Raw genomic sequence first — 14,120 nt, 5'->3', positions numbered from 1 at the left:
CGAAGGGGTCATGACACATGCCTGATGACGGCCGCGACACTGAACGAAGACCATCGCCCGAGGCGCTGCTGGAAAATGCCGAGCGAGAGACCCGCGGTCGATTGAAGATTTTTTTGGGGGCAGCGCCGGGGGTCGGAAAGACCTACGAGATGCTGATGTCCGGACGGGCGGCGATTGCCGAGGGCATCGATGTTGTTATCGGTGTGGTCGAGACACATGGGCGCAAGGAAACGGAAGCCCTTGTCAAAGGTTTCGAGGTCCTCCCCAAAGCCCGTATCAACTACAAGGACCACCAGCTTGAAGAGATGGACATTGACGCGATCCTGGCGCGCCGTCCGGCTCTTGTCCTCGTGGACGAATTGGCACACACGAATGCGCCTGGTTCACGCCATCCGAAGCGGTACCTGGATGTCCAGGAGATTTTAAGACACGACATTGATGTTTACTCCACCCTCAACATTCAGCATGTGGAAAGTCTGAATGATGTCGTGGCCCAGATCACCCATGTGCGTGTGCGGGAAACCGTGCCTGATTCCGTCATCGACGAGGCGGACGACGTTGAAATCATCGATCTCACGCCGGCAGATCTGATCAAGCGCCTGCATGAAGGCAAAGTATATGTTCCCGACACCGCCAAACGGGCGATAGAGAACTATTTCTCTCCGGGGAACCTGACGGCACTGCGCGAGCTCGCCTTGCGCCGCACGGCGCAGCGGGTCGACGATCAGCTTCTCTCGCATATGCAGGCGAACGCGATATCGGGACCCTGGGCTGCCGGCGATCGCGTCGTCGTGTGCATCGATGATCATCAGGGAGGAACCTCCCTTGTCCGCTATGCCCGGCGTCTCGCTGACCGCTTGCGTGCGCCGTGGACGGCACTCTATGTGGAAACGCCCGGATCAACGCGGCTCTCGGAAGACGACAAGGATCGCATTGCCTCCACCTTGCGGCTGGCAAGCCAATTGGGGGGAGATGCGATCACGACGCCCGGACGCGATCCCGCCGAAGAGATTGCCCGCTATGCACGGGAGAACAACGTCACGCACATTGTGACGGGCAAGCCGACAAAGCCGCGCTGGCGTGAGTTCTTCGAAGGGTCGGTGTCGCATGATCTTATTCGGCACGCCGGGAATATCAGTGTGCATGTGATTTCCGGAAACGAGCAGAACGGCGAACCGGCCCGTCAGAAAGCGCCGGAAATTCCGGAAGGGCGTTTCCAGATCAAGGCCTATCTTCTGAGCACAGCATATGTCGCCGGAGCGCTTGCGGTGGGGCTGCTGATCTCGCGCGTGCTGGATGTGCGCAATATCGCCCTGGTCTTCCTGATGGCCGTACTTGCTTCGGCGGTGACGGTTGGACTCTGGCCGGCCCTGTTTGCGTCGGTGCTAAGCGCGGTTGTGCTGAACTTCTTCTTCCTTGATCCCCTTTACACCCTGGTCATCAGCGACCCGGAAAGTGTGATTGCGCTTGGCTTCTTTTTTGGTGTTGCGGTGATCGCCAGCAATTTGACGGCCAGGGTGCAGCGGCAGGCCGCGGCAGCGCGGCAACGGGCCAGAACAACGGAAGATCTCTATCTCTTCAGCAAGAAGCTGGCGGGAACGAGCACGCTCGATGATGTCCTGTGGGCCACAGCCTTTCAGATCGCATCCATGTTGAAACTGCGGGTCGTGCTTCTCCTGCCGGAAAAGGGTTCGATTGAAGTGAAGGCCGGTTATCCGCCCGACGATACATTGGATGACGCCGACATCGCGGCGGCGCGGTGGGCGTGGGAAAACAACCGGGCCGCGGGAAGGGGAGCCGATACCCTGCCGGGCGCAAAACGGCTCTATCTGCCCTTGCGAACGGGACGCATGGCCGTTGGTGTCATCGGTCTCGACAGCGACAAGAAGGGGCCTTTGCTGACGCCTGAACAGCAGCGCCTGCTTGACGCCCTGGCCGACCAGGCGGCGGTTGGCATTGAGCGAACACAACTGGCGGCTGATGTGGACAAGGCAAAGCTGGCGGCGGAAGCGGACCGTCTCCGCTCAGCCCTGCTGACGTCTATCTCGCATGATCTGAAGACTCCATTGGCTGCCATTATGGGTGCCGCCGGCACCTTGAAGGAATTCTCTCCCGTGCTTGCTGCTGCTGAACGTTCCGATCTTCTCTCGACAGTCATCGACGAATCCGAGCGTCTCAATCGCTTTATTGCCAATCTGCTCGACATGACCCGGATTGAGTCCGGGGCAATGGAACCGAACTTTGCCTATCACTATGCCGGGGACATTGTCGGTTCGGCTCTGAGCCGGGCAAAGAAGATCATCGGAACCCATAAGATCGATATCTCGATACCGGATGACTTGCCGATGCTGAGGATTGACCCGGTCCTGTTTGAGCAGGTGCTTTTCAATCTGCTGGACAATGCCGCGAAATATGCCCCCGATGGTTCGGCTCTGCGGATACAAGCCTGGTCGGATGACGGATCGGTCATCCTTCAGGTGATGGACGAAGGTCCGGGAATTCCCGTTGAGGATCTCGAAAGGGTCTTCGACAGTTTCTACAGGGTGAGCAAGGGTGATCAGGTCAAGGCGGGAACTGGATTGGGGCTTTCCATTTCCCGCGGATTCATTGAGGCAATGGGCGGCACAATCACGGCGGAACAAAGAACAGATCGGTCAGGAGCAGTTTTCACCATCAGAATGCCGGCTTCCCGGACCGTTCCCAGCATGGATGCCAGGCCGTGACAAATTCCAGCGTCAGGATCCTTGTCGTGGACGATGAGCAACCCATTCGGAAACTGTTGCGGGTCGGCCTTGGTACGCAGGGTTACAATGTCCTGGAGGCGGGGAATGCCACCAGCGCGGCCGAGCAGATGGAAGCCCATCAGCCCGACCTGATTTTGCTCGACCTCGGTCTTCCCGATGTTTCTGGTCTCGATCTTCTGCGCCGGTGGCGCGAGGAGGGCTCGGATATTCCGGTGGTCATACTGTCAAGCCGTACCGATGAACGGGGTATAGTGGAGGCGCTGGAGCTTGGAGCCGATGATTATGTCGTCAAGCCGTTTGGAATGAACGAGCTGGTCGCACGCATTCGGGTTGCCCTGCGGCATCGCCTGCAGCAGCAGGGGGAGTTGCCGGTTTTCGAAACCGGCGGTCTGTCCGTCGATCTGGTGAAGCGGATTGTGAAGGTCGACGGCAGTGAAGCGAAGCTGTCGCCGAAGGAATACGATATCCTCCGCGTTCTGGTGCAGCACGCCGGCAAGGTGCTTACGCACCGCTTTCTCCTGTCACAGGTGTGGGGTGGCTCTGCGGATGTCCAGTATCTGCGCGTCTACATCCGACAACTCCGGCAGAAAATTGAGCAACTGCCGGATCAGCCGCGATACATCGTGACGGAGACCGGCGTGGGGTATCGTCTGAAAGAAGCTGACTAGGATTGCCGCGTGCTTGTACGCAGGGATTTGCAATTGGAAATGAGAATGAAATTGGCTGATTATCTCAATCTTGATGATGTGATGTATGATTTGGAGGTGTCATCCAAGACGCAGGCACTGCATGCCATGGCGGATGTTGTGAGCAGGGATGCGGGAGTTCCGGCGGCGGCTCTCTTGGCTGCGCTGCAAAAGCGCGAGCGCCTTGGTTCCACCGGCATCGGACAGGGCGTTGCTATTCCGCACACGCGGATGGAAGGGATCGATAAGCCAAGAGCCTGCCTGGCAAGGCTGAAGAAGGCCGTCGAGTTCGATGCCATTGATGATCTGCCGGTGGATGTCATTCTCATGCTGATCACGCCTGACGCTGAAGCAAACAGGCACTTGAATGTGTTGGCGCATTTTACGCGAAAACTGAGAGTTCCCGGGGTGCTCGAACAAATGCGAGCCGCCGGGGATGCAAGGACGCTTTGCGCGTGTCTGACAGATATAGCGTGACATCCGCTGTGTCCCGTGCGCAACAGACGGCCTCAGCATACGCCATATTCTGTGTCGTTGCCGACTGGAATTCCACCGCGCGTTCGCAGTATTCATATCAAAAAGTATAAGGAACCGATGTCGCCGGTCAGTGTTCAAGTCGAACATCGGCGTTTCATGCGGGGCCTAAAAATTATATGAGATTTTTATATTCTGGGTATGGTGCTGCAATGGATTTCATATGTTGAATTCATTATTTTAAACAGGGACATGAACCAGATATAGTTGAATAGAATGCGCGATCTTACCTACGTTCTGGCTATCATTGCCATCATGCTTCTTGCGTGTCAGGCCAAGCCAAGGTCTGGAATATCACCGCTTCGGACGGCAAAGGTCAGACTCAGCGATGCGGATGTGGCGGTTCTCGTTTTCACGCTCACCCTGGCCGTGCTCATCGTTGCCATGGCTGTTTCAATCTGAACGCCTGGCAGCTACCTGAATAGGTACAAGTACGGATACATTGTCATGTGAGTCTGTGATCGTGTGGCGGGGTATTCTCCGCCTGCTCGACGGCAAGGTTTCGGTTTGCCCATTGCTGCTGCCGCCAGACAAGGTCACGTTTTGATGCGCTATCCAGTCTACCTCGTTGACGATGATGCTGCCGTCCGGGAGGGGCTCTGTCTGCTCTTCGAGGCCTACAGGATCAATGTCATTGCTTTTGATGGCCCGTTGACCTTTCTTCGTGAGGTCAGCCTGTTGCCACCCGGATGCCTGCTTCTGGATTTGCAGATGCCGGAGCTGAACGGGCTGGAATTGCAGAAGGAACTGATCGGCAAAGGCATTGACTGGCCTATCATCATTGTTACCGGCTATGGAGATCTGAGGAGTTGCCGCACGGCGTTTCAATCGCGTGTCGTTGATTTCCTGGCCAAGCCTGTCGATCCGGAGCAGCTTTTTGAAGCGCTCAGGAAAGCTGAAGTGCTTCTCGAAATTGTTTTGGAAAAGCGAGAGGCCGAAACGTTGTTCGCGTCATTGACCCCGCGCGAAAATGAAATCATCAATCTCGTCTGCCGGGGATGGGGTTCGAAGGAAATTGCAACGTCATTGAACATCTCATTGCGGACGGTCGATGCGCACCGGGCCAATATTTCCGAGAAACTGGGCACGACATCCGTGGCTGAATTTGTGCAGATGAAAATGAGGGTTCAGTAGGGCATCGAGGCGCTTTGTTCTTTATCCGGCATATCGCTTGTTGGCGCGGGCGGTGAAATGCTTGATGTCATGTTCCCGTTGCATTCCGTTGGTTGCGTCGGAGGCGACTAGCGGTATGCAAGGTGCTGTTGCTGGACGAGTCTCCGCTTTTGGCAGCGTAATCGTGAAGACCGCGCCATCTTTGTTCGAAGCGGTGAGCAGCCCGCCGACGCGTTGCACTATTCTTTGGGACAACGAGAGACCCAATCCCATTCCGCTGCTCTTGGTTGTGAAGAAGGGCTGAAAGAGCTGTGCAAGTGTATCCGGGCTCAAACCGGGCCCGTTGTCTGACACTTGGATGATATTCACGGTGTGATCTGCGATGGTGTGGATGGTTATACGCTTTTGCGGCTGCTCCGATGTGCCGAGTGCTTCAATCGAGTTGCGGACCAGATTGTGGACGACTTGTTCAAGCTCTACCCGATTGATGTTTGCAACGGGCGAAGGCTCTGCAAGACAAAGCACCAACGAAACGTTCCTTTGTTTGATCTCCAAATTGAGAATCTCGACAATCTCCAGGATCGCGCTGTTAAGCGTCGTGATTTCAGGGGCTGCGGCTGTATTTGCAATGTAATCACGGATCCTTCCGAGTATTCGGCCGGCTCTTCTTGCATCCCGGACGTTGGCATCCATTGCCTGTTTCAAGAGGCCGGTGCGGGGGGCTTTTTCCTCGAGTACCTTGAGGCTCGCCTGGCTTTGGCTGAGCAGTGATGTGAGAGGTTGCGCCAGTTCGTGGATAATGCCGGCTGCAAGCTCCCCGATGGCATTGACGCGTGCCGCATGCTCCAGCCGGTTCTCCTTTTCCAGTCTCGCGGCACGCCCCAGTGCTTCTTCCTCCGATTGCCGCAGGCGCTGGGAGAGCCGGCGTTGGTGCAGGGTATGATAGGCTGCCGCGACCGCTGCGGCGGAAAGACAGCAATATGCTGCAAGTCCCATCGGATTAAACAATTCACTCAGATCAACAGTTTCGCTTATGCGAAACACCGTCCCTTCGGGGAAGTTGGTGAGGTCCTCCGATGCGGTTTTGTGCAGACTGGAAACGATTGTTTTTTCGAGCCGAAGCCAGGGGGAGAAAAACGAATCCTGTTCGTCATTCAGTAGGATGGCAGGGACGCCGCCAATGATCCACTCGACCTCCGGTGAGCCGGACAGCAGGAGTGGCTTGATCATTTGTGCTACATCCAGAAGCATGACAATAGCGTAATGTGCATTGCCATTTTCAACATGCGCTGTTGTGAAATAACGCCCGGGAAAGCGTGGATCAGCGAATCCGCGGATCATACCACGGGGCTGGTTAATGACGGTTGGGAGCACTGCAGGTATTGCCGCAACGTCAGTGGTCGAGGGAAAACTGGCCATGAGGGTAGCGTGAGAGGGGTGATCGCCTTTGGGGAGCTCGTACAAATGGATCAGGTGTATGCGAGGGCAAGCGTCCATTATATGCTGAACCAGCGAGCTGAATACCTTCATGGATTCAACACCGGATACGGTTGAAAAACCCTCCAGGGATTTGACGAAAGCAAAATTCTGGGCAATGCGGCGATCAACACTGGTTGTGATCTCATTGGCCTTTGCCGCGAACATGTCCGACTTGTCCCGAAAAATCGTGACGGCCGACACGGAAACATACACCAGCAGGGCAATGCACCAGATGGATACCGCAATTATCAGGGAAGGCTTCAGGTCTTTCTGCATGTCTCTGCAACTTATAAATTTGTTTATGTATGAAATATATTGCGTGCGGATTTCTGGTTATCTCAGAAGCCCAGAACGAAAATACGGTTCATGCGTTTTTCAGAGCATAAAACCGTCACCAGCCTAAATAATATTGCCTGCCGATATTAGGTGCTTCCCGATTGTGAAAGCCCGGCATCGTAATAAGGTAACTTATCTCTAGACGTATTTCAATGATGTTGACGAGCCGCAGTATTGGCCACATCAGCACCGGCATCAACAACGCTCGGATACTGTAAAGAATTGCGCAGGGGCCGGGCATTGTCCCGGCCCCGTCGCTTAACGATCTTATTCGTCGATGTCGACATCTTCAAACAGATTGCCGCCGAATGGATCAACGCGGAAATCCTTCACCTTGGCGCTAATCGGTTGCTGGACGATCTGATGGGCAATCGTCAGCCAGGGTGCCTGCTCCTTGAACACGACCTGAGCCTGTTCATACAGCTTTGTTCTCTCAGCCTGGTCCGTGGTCAGTTTGGCTGCCTGGATCAGTTTTTCAAAGTCTTCGTTGCACCAGTTGGCGCGATTGCCGCTGCCAATAGCCTGGCAGCCCAGAAGGGCCGCCAGAAAATTGTCCGGATCGGCAATGCCGCCCGTCCATCCGAGAATGACTGCGCCGTCCCGGTCTTTTTCCAGTGACCGCTTCAGGTACTCGGTCCAGTCATAGGAAACGATTTCAGCCTTGATGCCAACTTTTGCCAGGTCAGACTGCATCATTTCGGCGGTCCGGCGCGCATTGGGCATGTAGGGACGCTGAACCGGCATGGCCCAGATTTTCATCGAAAGATCTTTGACGCCAGCCTCTGCGAGCAGTTTCTGCGACTGCGCGGGATCATAGGCATCGTCCTTGACGGCTGCATTGTATGACCAGACACCCGGCGGAATGGCGTTGACGGCAACCATGCCGGTCGAGCCGTAGACCGCGTCGATGATCGCCTGCTTGTTGACGGCCATGTTGATGGCCTTGCGCACGCGCACATCGTTAAAAGGTGCGACCAGCGTGTTGTAAGCCATGAACGCAATGTTCAAGCCTTCCTTTTGCAGGAGGTTGATCGCCGGGTCGGTTTTCATCTCAGCCAGATCGGCCGGGTTCGGGTAAGCCATGACATGGCATTCGCCAGCCTTGAGCTTCTGGTACCGGACAGAGGCATCCGGGGTTACGGCGATGATCAGATTATCGATCTTCTGCTTCCCGCCCCAGTAATCGGGATTAGCCGTATAGCGAACGGCCGTGTCCGGCTGATAATCGACAAACTGGTAGGGACCGGTTCCAATAGGTAACAGGCCAAATTCGTCCTGCTTGCCCTCGGCCAAAAGCTTGTCCGCATATTCCTTGGATTGAATGACTGCGAATGTGAGGGAAAGGGAAGCGAGCATCGTGGCTTCCGGACGGGTAAGGACGAACTTGACGGTATGCTCGTCGATTTTTTCGATTTTGCCGATGAGGCTCGGGAACGAATAGGAATTGTATTGCGGCCAGACTCCCTTACCATTGTAGGGATTGGCCTTGTTCCCCTGACGGTCGAACGTAAAGATGACGTCATCCGCATTGAAATCGCGCGTCGGGGTAAAGTAGCTTGTTGTCTGGAATTTCACGCCCTTGCGCAGGTGAAACGTATATTCTTTCCCGTCGGCGGAAATATCCCAGCTTTCGGCGAGGCCCGGCTCCAGTTCGGTCGAACCGCGTTTGATCTTGATGAGGCCATTGGAAACATTGCGTGCGGAGGCGTCATATGTCGCACCCGATGTGGTGCTCGCAGCGTCAAAGCCGTCTGGTGCGGCTTCCGAGCAATAAATCAATGTCTTTGCGGAAGCGACAGCCATGGTTGTTCCGCTCAATCCGAGGGCAAGGATAGTCGCTGAAAGAATTTTCTCGGGAAGTTTCATGTCGTCCTGTCTTTTCTGGGAATCAACGTATCACATGGATGGGATCGGAATTTATCGGCGAGGGCTCAGGGCAATGCAATACAAATATGTCACCTAAACGCTTGTCCTGAAAAGTGGAATCATCGAAACCAGCATCTTTGATCAGAGGCAGAGAACGCAATGGACATTGTTGAACGATTTCTCAACTACACACGCATCAATACCACGACGGTCCCCGGCGCAGGTCATTTGCCTTCGAGTGCCGGTCAATCAGTATTGGCGCGCTTGCTGGCCGGAGAGTTGCGTGACCTGGGGCTGGATGTCGAGGAACGGGAGCATTCGATCGTGGTGGGGACACTGCCGAGCAATGCAACCGACAAGAATCGCACGATTCCAACAGTGGCGTGGGTCGCCCATCTCGACACCAGCAGCGAGTACAATACGGATACCAAAGCCCAGATCGTGCAGTATCAAGGCGGCGATATCGTCTTGAACGAACAGCTTCAGGTCGTTATGCGCCCGGGCGATTTTCCCGAGCTGGCGCGTTATGCCGGTGACCGGATCATCGTTACCGATGGAACAAGCTTGCTCGGCGCGGATAATAAGTCAGCCATAGCCGAGATCATGCATGCGATGCAGACGCTTCAGTCGAACCCTGTGATTGAACATGGCGAGGTGAAGGTCGTGTTTGTCCCGGATGAGGAAATTGGCCTTCTGGGAGCCAAGGCGCTGGATGTCAAAACCCTCAATGCCGATTTCGCCTACACGCTGGATTGCTGTGAGATTGGCGAGATCGTGCACGAGAACTGGAATGCGGGTGAGTTCCACATCACCTTCCACGGGCAGACCGCGCACCCGATGTCGGCCAAGGGCAAGCTGCGCAATGCCGTGCTCTTTGCCCAGCAATTCATCGCCATGCTGCCGGCAGGTGAAAGACCGGAATATACGGAAAACCGCGAAGGCTACTACTGGGTCAAATCCATCCATGGCACGGTTGCCGAGACACGGATCGTTCTCGACATCCGCGATTTTACCCAGGCGGGATTCGACCACCGGCGCCACTTTGTCGAGACCGTCGTCGAGAGTTTTAATCAACTCCACGGTGCCCAGACTGTAACGGCAGCATATCAGCCAATGTATCGCAACGTCGCCGACAGTTTGCAGGGTCCCAATCATTATCCGGTACAGCTGGCGCTAGAGGCGATGCGGGCGATTGGCGTATCGCCGAAGTCGATCCCCATGCGCGGCGGCTATGACGGCGCGGTGCTGTCGGAAAAGGGCCTGCCTTGCCCCAATCTGTTTTGCGGCGCCCATAATTTTCATTCGATCTACGAATTTCTGCCGGTGCGTTCGCTCGAAAAGGCCTCCGAGATGGTGGTCGAAATCCTGCAACGCGCTGCGCGTGCGCCGCAGGATTGACCCTGGTCATTCAGACCAGGCGTGTGATGTGGTGAGGTTGCCATGAAAAACGAAAGTACAGCATCTGAAAGAGCAGTGTTGTGACGAAGGTCGTGGCATAGGCAATCCATATTCCAGTCAGCCCGATCTTGGCATTCATGAAGTAGGCCAGCGGTATTTCCACTGCCAGGATGGCGAGAATTGACAGGCCAGCCGGATTGAGCACAGTACCGCTGCCGCGCATTACGCCGGTCAGGACACTGGACGCTCCGGCCGCCAAAAGACTCCAGAGCACAATATGCAGAAGCTGTATTGCTGTAGCGGCGACCTCACTATCGGTTATGAACAAGCCGACAATCGGGTTGGCAAACGCATAAGCGAAGATGACGAAGCCACCCGTTGTGACGACATTCAGCCATAGGCCGGTGTGCAGGATTTTGCCGATCCTGTCTGCCCGGCCTGCACCGATGGCGTGGGCGGTCAAAATCGACGTTGTGATGCCAAGCGACATTACTGGAAGCTGTACCCAGTGCATCGCCTGATTGATTGCCCCGTAGGCTGCTGTTGCATTGGCGCCATGCCGGTTTACCAATCCAAGCAGGACCATCTCAGCTACCGCCATCGTCAGCATCTGCACAGCCATTGGAAGACCTATGCGCAAGATGGCTTTGGCAAGATGGAGATTGATCCGCATCTGGAAAAGCTTTCGGAAATCCGGCGCAAGAGGGTGATTTTTGCGTCGCCAATGCCCAGCAAGCCACAGCATCGCAATGATGGCGCCGACAAAAGCTGAGATGGGTGCGCTGGCTACACCAAGGGACGGTATGCCAAACCAGCCACGAATGAATGCGGGGGTGCAGACAAGAGAAGCGACTGTAGCGATTGAGAGAGCTAGTAACGGTGTCACTGCGTCGGATACGCCACGGCTCATCGACGTTGTCAGCCAAAGCGCAAAGATGATCGGCATCCCTGCCAGCATTGTGCGCGCATAAATCGTGGCATCGGCTTGGATGTCTGCGGGTGTCCCAAGCATCAATATGATTTTTTGCGCAAACAAGCTTCCTACTATGCTGACGATGAAACCCGTAAGGATCATCATTCCCAAAGCTGTGCCCGCCACAGTCCGGACCTTCCCGCGGTCGCCGCTACCCCAGGCTTGACCGATGAGAACTGTCGCACCACTGCTCAGGCCGATAACGATTGAGAACAACAACAGGACGATCGGAAAGAATGCCGATGCAGCTGCAATCGCTTTGACGCCGAGAAACTGGCCCAGAAAGATTCCGTCAATCGTGCCTGATGCCGCCTGCAATACATTGGTCAGCATCATCGGCAGGAGGATGGCAATGAATGTGCGCCATAGGGGCCGTGTAGCTCTTGGCGCGATACTCTGTTGGGTCATGTCAAGTGTCAGGCACAAGCCTGCCCTTCGGGAGCGGCATTTCGCTCCAGTTCTGATAGGTTGGATAGTCGTATATTTTGTCGAAGTGCGCCTTCCCGCCCGGAAAGTGGTGCTTACTGTCTGCCGTATGCCAGCTTTATCGCATACTGGCGCACGTCGGTTGGCCATTCGCTGACCCTTTCGACAAAAGCGGTCTGGTTGCCGGCAAACAAAGCCCGGATTGCGTCTTCAAAGCCGGGCATATTGCCCGCCATTGCCAATGCGAAATGGTAGGCTGCTTCCTGGGCGGCACGGGTTTTGGTTTCACTGCCGCCCGCCTTTCTGGCTTCGTCGATCAACCGCCTGAGCGCAACGGATGCACCCCCGCTTTGCTCGGCAAGCCACTCCCAATGCCGCGGCAGAAGTGTGACTTCCCGGGCAATGACGCCGAGTTTTGGCCGTCCTCGCCCACGCGGTGCAGGTGTGGGCAGGCCGTCCTCGGGTTCCCGCGACGCTTGGCTTGCATTTTGCCAACCGTCATCATCCTTCGACGACTGCAACAACCGTGCGATGATGTCGGTCTTTGTACCGCGCAGATCGAGATCCACGACGCGGCCAGTCATGTCGTCAAAGACGAGGAGAGATCCGGAAGTGTCGCTTTCTTCGGAAGTATTCTTTACGGCCAAGGCCACTTCGACCAGGGGGCCGGACAAGAGAAGGTGTGTGCCGTCGAAAGCGGTGCAGGGTCGGGAAAGATGGTCGGTCATGACAGGTACTCGATTGGAATTTTGATTTATATCCGGGTTTTAAAATGAGAAGTCAATATCACCCGGGTAATAAATTGACGAAATTCGGATTGACTGCTATGGGGGCTTTGACTTGAAAACTCTTGTGAACGGAATGACAGATGAAGACCGAGGACAAAAAGGCGGCGATCGCGGCCTATAAGGAAAGAAAAGCGATCATCGGCATTTATGCCGTCCGCTGCCTCGCGTCGGGCAAAATCTGGATTGGCCAAAGCACCAACCTTGATACGATCCAGAACCGCCTGTGGTTTACACTTCGTCTTGGCAATCATCCGTGCCGGGACCTGCAGCAGGCCTGGAACCATGGGACATCGGGCGATTTCGTGTTCGAGGAACTCGAGCGAATGGAGGACGAGAAACTGGCCTATGTCCGTCAGGCCCGTCTCAAGGAGCGTGTTGCATATTGGCGTTCTTCGCTTGGCGGCGCTGCCATTTAACCGGCAGCAGGGCCTGCCGAAATCGCCAAACCAAACGTGTGAATTCTTACCGGGCATGCCAGACTGTCACAATGTTTGCGCTCGCACATGGTGGAACCCGCAACGTTCCTCATGTGAGATTTTGAATGGCTCAAACAGATATTCTTCGGTTCTTCAGTGCCTGGCTGCGCGCACCCCTGCGCGTCGCATCGGTAACACCATCCAGCAACAGTCTGTCGGCTTTGATGACCGAGCACATATCGCCGTGTCACGGCCCTGTTCTGGAGCTTGGCCCTGGGACGGGCGTGTTCACATCGGCCCTGCTGAAACGCGGCATTGCAGAGCGCGACATCACGCTGATTGAGTATGGGCCGGAGTTCGTGCCTCTCCTCAAGGTGAGATTTCCCGATACCAAACTCTACCAGATGGATGCGCAGCATATCGGGGAGCGCGGTCTCTTTGAAGGCGCGGTTTTCGGCAATGTCATCAGTGGATTGCCGCTTCTGTCGATGAAACCCGCCATAGTCCTGGCGATCCTTGCAGGATGTTTTTCCCGGTTGCGCCGGGATGGAGGATTTTACCAGTTTACCTACGGACCCAAATGCCCGGTGTCACCCCTGCTCCTGCACAAGCTCGACCTCAAGGCAGAGAAGACCGGCTGGACGTTCCGCAATTTCCCGCCGGCTTCGGTCTACCGCATCACCCGCCATCAGGTTCCCTCGCTCGGGAATGCGCGCTGATGGATTCTCCGCTTTATGCATCGCTGCTGGACATGGGATTACTTGGCATTGTCGCTCTTGCCTTCGCGGAGAAGCTGATCCCGGTTCTTCCGTCTTATCTCATGCTGGTGTTTCTCGGTGCGACATATGTGTCGGGCGTCCCGGAACTGATTGTTCTCGTGCTCGCCACCGTGTGCGGGTCCACGCTGGGTGCCCTGTTCTGGTATGGCATTGGCCGGTTGGCGGGAAAGGAACGAACGGATGCGCTTGTCGCCCGTTTCGGCCGCTATATTTTCCTGCCGGTCACCCGGTACCGCGCCATGGCCAACGCTTACGAGACAAATCAGTTCTGGGTTACGCTCGTCGCCCAGACCATTCCGACCATCCGGATATTCCTGGCAATGCCAGCTGGTGTCTTGCGATTGAAATTGCAAGGCTTTCTGCCGGCAACCATTCTCGGCATCTTTGTCTGGAATACGCCCTTGGTCGGTCTCGGCTTCCTGTTGCGTCAATCGGAACGTGATCCGCTGCAGATGGGAATAGCTGTTGTTGGCGCTATTCTTCTGGGTGAACTGGCCGTTGGATTGATCTTTCGCCGTGTGCGTGGATGAGGTGGCACCTTCCGCATGCAAGGACGTGGCGATAAAGTCGGGTGAATCGGGG

At 55.7% G+C, this 14,120-nt stretch carries 13 protein-coding genes; 9 read left to right on the top strand and 4 right to left on the bottom strand.

Features of this window, described 5'->3' with window-relative positions; translation table 11 throughout:
- The first annotated feature begins 17 nt into the window (after positions 1-17).
- The 5 genes from RDL77_RS00425 to RDL77_RS00405 all read left to right on the top strand — a co-directional run bounded on the left by RDL77_RS00425 (position 18) and on the right by RDL77_RS00405 (position 5,098).
- On the top strand, positions 18-2,723 hold the full coding sequence (locus RDL77_RS00425) for a sensor histidine kinase KdpD (protein WP_288191379.1): 2,706 nt from the start codon (positions 18-20) through the stop codon (positions 2,721-2,723).
- Positions 2,720-3,412, top strand: a complete 693-nt coding sequence (locus tag RDL77_RS00420; RefSeq protein WP_288191378.1) for a response regulator transcription factor — start codon at positions 2,720-2,722, stop codon at positions 3,410-3,412. The genes RDL77_RS00425 and RDL77_RS00420 overlap by 4 nt, the downstream gene beginning before the upstream one ends.
- Before the next feature lie 45 nt (positions 3,413-3,457).
- On the top strand, positions 3,458-3,907 hold the full coding sequence (locus RDL77_RS00415) for a PTS sugar transporter subunit IIA (RefSeq protein ID WP_288191377.1): 450 nt from the start codon (positions 3,458-3,460) through the stop codon (positions 3,905-3,907).
- Positions 3,908-4,180: 273 nt separating this feature from the next.
- Positions 4,181-4,366: a hypothetical protein gene (locus tag RDL77_RS00410; RefSeq protein ID WP_223614234.1), complete on the top strand. Its 186-nt coding sequence runs from the start codon at positions 4,181-4,183 to the stop codon at positions 4,364-4,366.
- Positions 4,367-4,471: 105 nt separating this feature from the next.
- Entirely contained in the window at positions 4,472-5,098 is a 627-nt protein-coding gene (locus RDL77_RS00405; RefSeq protein ID WP_288191376.1) for a response regulator transcription factor, read from the top strand.
- A 21-nt stretch (positions 5,099-5,119) separates the two neighbouring features.
- Here the strand turns inward: RDL77_RS00405 and RDL77_RS00400 are convergent, their stop codons facing one another.
- Both RDL77_RS00400 and RDL77_RS00395 read right to left on the bottom strand, forming a co-directional pair.
- On the bottom strand, positions 5,120-6,832 hold the full coding sequence (locus tag RDL77_RS00400) for a sensor histidine kinase (RefSeq protein WP_288191375.1): 1,713 nt from the start codon (positions 6,830-6,832) through the stop codon (positions 5,120-5,122).
- A gap of 327 nt (positions 6,833-7,159) precedes the next feature.
- Complete coding sequence (locus RDL77_RS00395; RefSeq protein WP_223614231.1) at positions 7,160-8,758, bottom strand: ABC transporter substrate-binding protein; 1,599 nt, start codon at positions 8,756-8,758, stop codon at positions 7,160-7,162.
- A gap of 159 nt (positions 8,759-8,917) precedes the next feature.
- Between RDL77_RS00395 and pepT the strand changes: the two genes are divergently transcribed.
- A complete protein-coding gene (gene pepT, locus RDL77_RS00390; protein ID WP_288191374.1) occupies positions 8,918-10,156 on the top strand; it encodes a peptidase T in 1,239 nt (412 codons plus the stop codon).
- A 10-nt stretch (positions 10,157-10,166) separates the two neighbouring features.
- On the opposite strand, the gene RDL77_RS00385 is transcribed toward pepT, so the two are convergent.
- Together RDL77_RS00385 and RDL77_RS00380 are read right to left on the bottom strand one after the other, a co-directional pair.
- Positions 10,167-11,537, bottom strand: a complete 1,371-nt coding sequence (locus RDL77_RS00385; protein ID WP_288191373.1) for an MATE family efflux transporter — start codon at positions 11,535-11,537, stop codon at positions 10,167-10,169.
- Positions 11,538-11,650: 113 nt separating this feature from the next.
- Entirely contained in the window at positions 11,651-12,283 is a 633-nt protein-coding gene (locus tag RDL77_RS00380) for a DUF2239 family protein (RefSeq protein WP_288191372.1), read from the bottom strand.
- A gap of 140 nt (positions 12,284-12,423) precedes the next feature.
- Here RDL77_RS00380 and RDL77_RS00375 point away from each other — a divergent pair, with 140 nt between their 5' ends.
- The 3 genes from RDL77_RS00375 (at position 12,424) to RDL77_RS00365 (ending at position 14,068) form a co-directional block, all read left to right on the top strand.
- Positions 12,424-12,759 carry a GIY-YIG nuclease family protein gene (locus tag RDL77_RS00375; RefSeq protein ID WP_288191371.1) on the top strand — a complete coding sequence of 112 codons (336 nt, stop codon included), beginning with the start codon at positions 12,424-12,426 and terminating at the stop codon, positions 12,757-12,759.
- 125 nt (positions 12,760-12,884) lie between these two features.
- Positions 12,885-13,478 (top strand): class I SAM-dependent methyltransferase, encoded by a 594-nt coding sequence (locus RDL77_RS00370; RefSeq protein ID WP_288191370.1) that lies wholly within the window; start codon positions 12,885-12,887, stop codon positions 13,476-13,478.
- Positions 13,478-14,068 (top strand): DedA family protein, encoded by a 591-nt coding sequence (locus RDL77_RS00365; protein ID WP_223614225.1) that lies wholly within the window; start codon positions 13,478-13,480, stop codon positions 14,066-14,068. The genes RDL77_RS00370 and RDL77_RS00365 overlap by 1 nt, the downstream gene beginning before the upstream one ends.
- Positions 14,069-14,120 lie beyond the last annotated feature (52 nt).

Origin of the sequence: uncultured Phyllobacterium sp. (assembly GCF_902479695.1) — a bacterium.
In the GTDB taxonomy this organism is placed as follows: domain Bacteria; phylum Pseudomonadota; class Alphaproteobacteria; order Rhizobiales; family Rhizobiaceae; genus Phyllobacterium; species Phyllobacterium calauticae.
Note: the sequence above shows the minus strand (reverse complement) of the source record. Positions and strands in the feature narration are given on the sequence as shown.

Bases quoted from the DNA above. Each gene is read 5' to 3' on its own strand.
- RDL77_RS00425 (WP_288191379.1), top strand. From the start codon at position 18: ATGCCTGATGACGGCCGCGACACTGAACGAAGACCATCGCCCGAGGCG.
- RDL77_RS00415 (WP_288191377.1), top strand. From the start codon at position 3,458: ATGAAATTGGCTGATTATCTCAATCTTGATGATGTGATGTATGATTTG.
- RDL77_RS00410 (WP_223614234.1), top strand. From the start codon at position 4,181: ATGCGCGATCTTACCTACGTTCTGGCTATCATTGCCATCATGCTTCTT.
- RDL77_RS00400 (WP_288191375.1), bottom strand. From the start codon at position 6,832: ATGCAGAAAGACCTGAAGCCTTCCCTGATAATTGCGGTATCCATCTGG.
- RDL77_RS00395 (WP_223614231.1), bottom strand. From the start codon at position 8,758: ATGAAACTTCCCGAGAAAATTCTTTCAGCGACTATCCTTGCCCTCGGA.
- pepT (WP_288191374.1), top strand. From the start codon at position 8,918: ATGGACATTGTTGAACGATTTCTCAACTACACACGCATCAATACCACG.
- RDL77_RS00385 (WP_288191373.1), bottom strand. From the start codon at position 11,537: ATGACCCAACAGAGTATCGCGCCAAGAGCTACACGGCCCCTATGGCGC.
- RDL77_RS00380 (WP_288191372.1), bottom strand. From the start codon at position 12,283: ATGACCGACCATCTTTCCCGACCCTGCACCGCTTTCGACGGCACACAC.
- RDL77_RS00375 (WP_288191371.1), top strand. From the start codon at position 12,424: ATGAAGACCGAGGACAAAAAGGCGGCGATCGCGGCCTATAAGGAAAGA.
- RDL77_RS00370 (WP_288191370.1), top strand. From the start codon at position 12,885: ATGGCTCAAACAGATATTCTTCGGTTCTTCAGTGCCTGGCTGCGCGCA.
- RDL77_RS00365 (WP_223614225.1), top strand. From the start codon at position 13,478: ATGGATTCTCCGCTTTATGCATCGCTGCTGGACATGGGATTACTTGGC.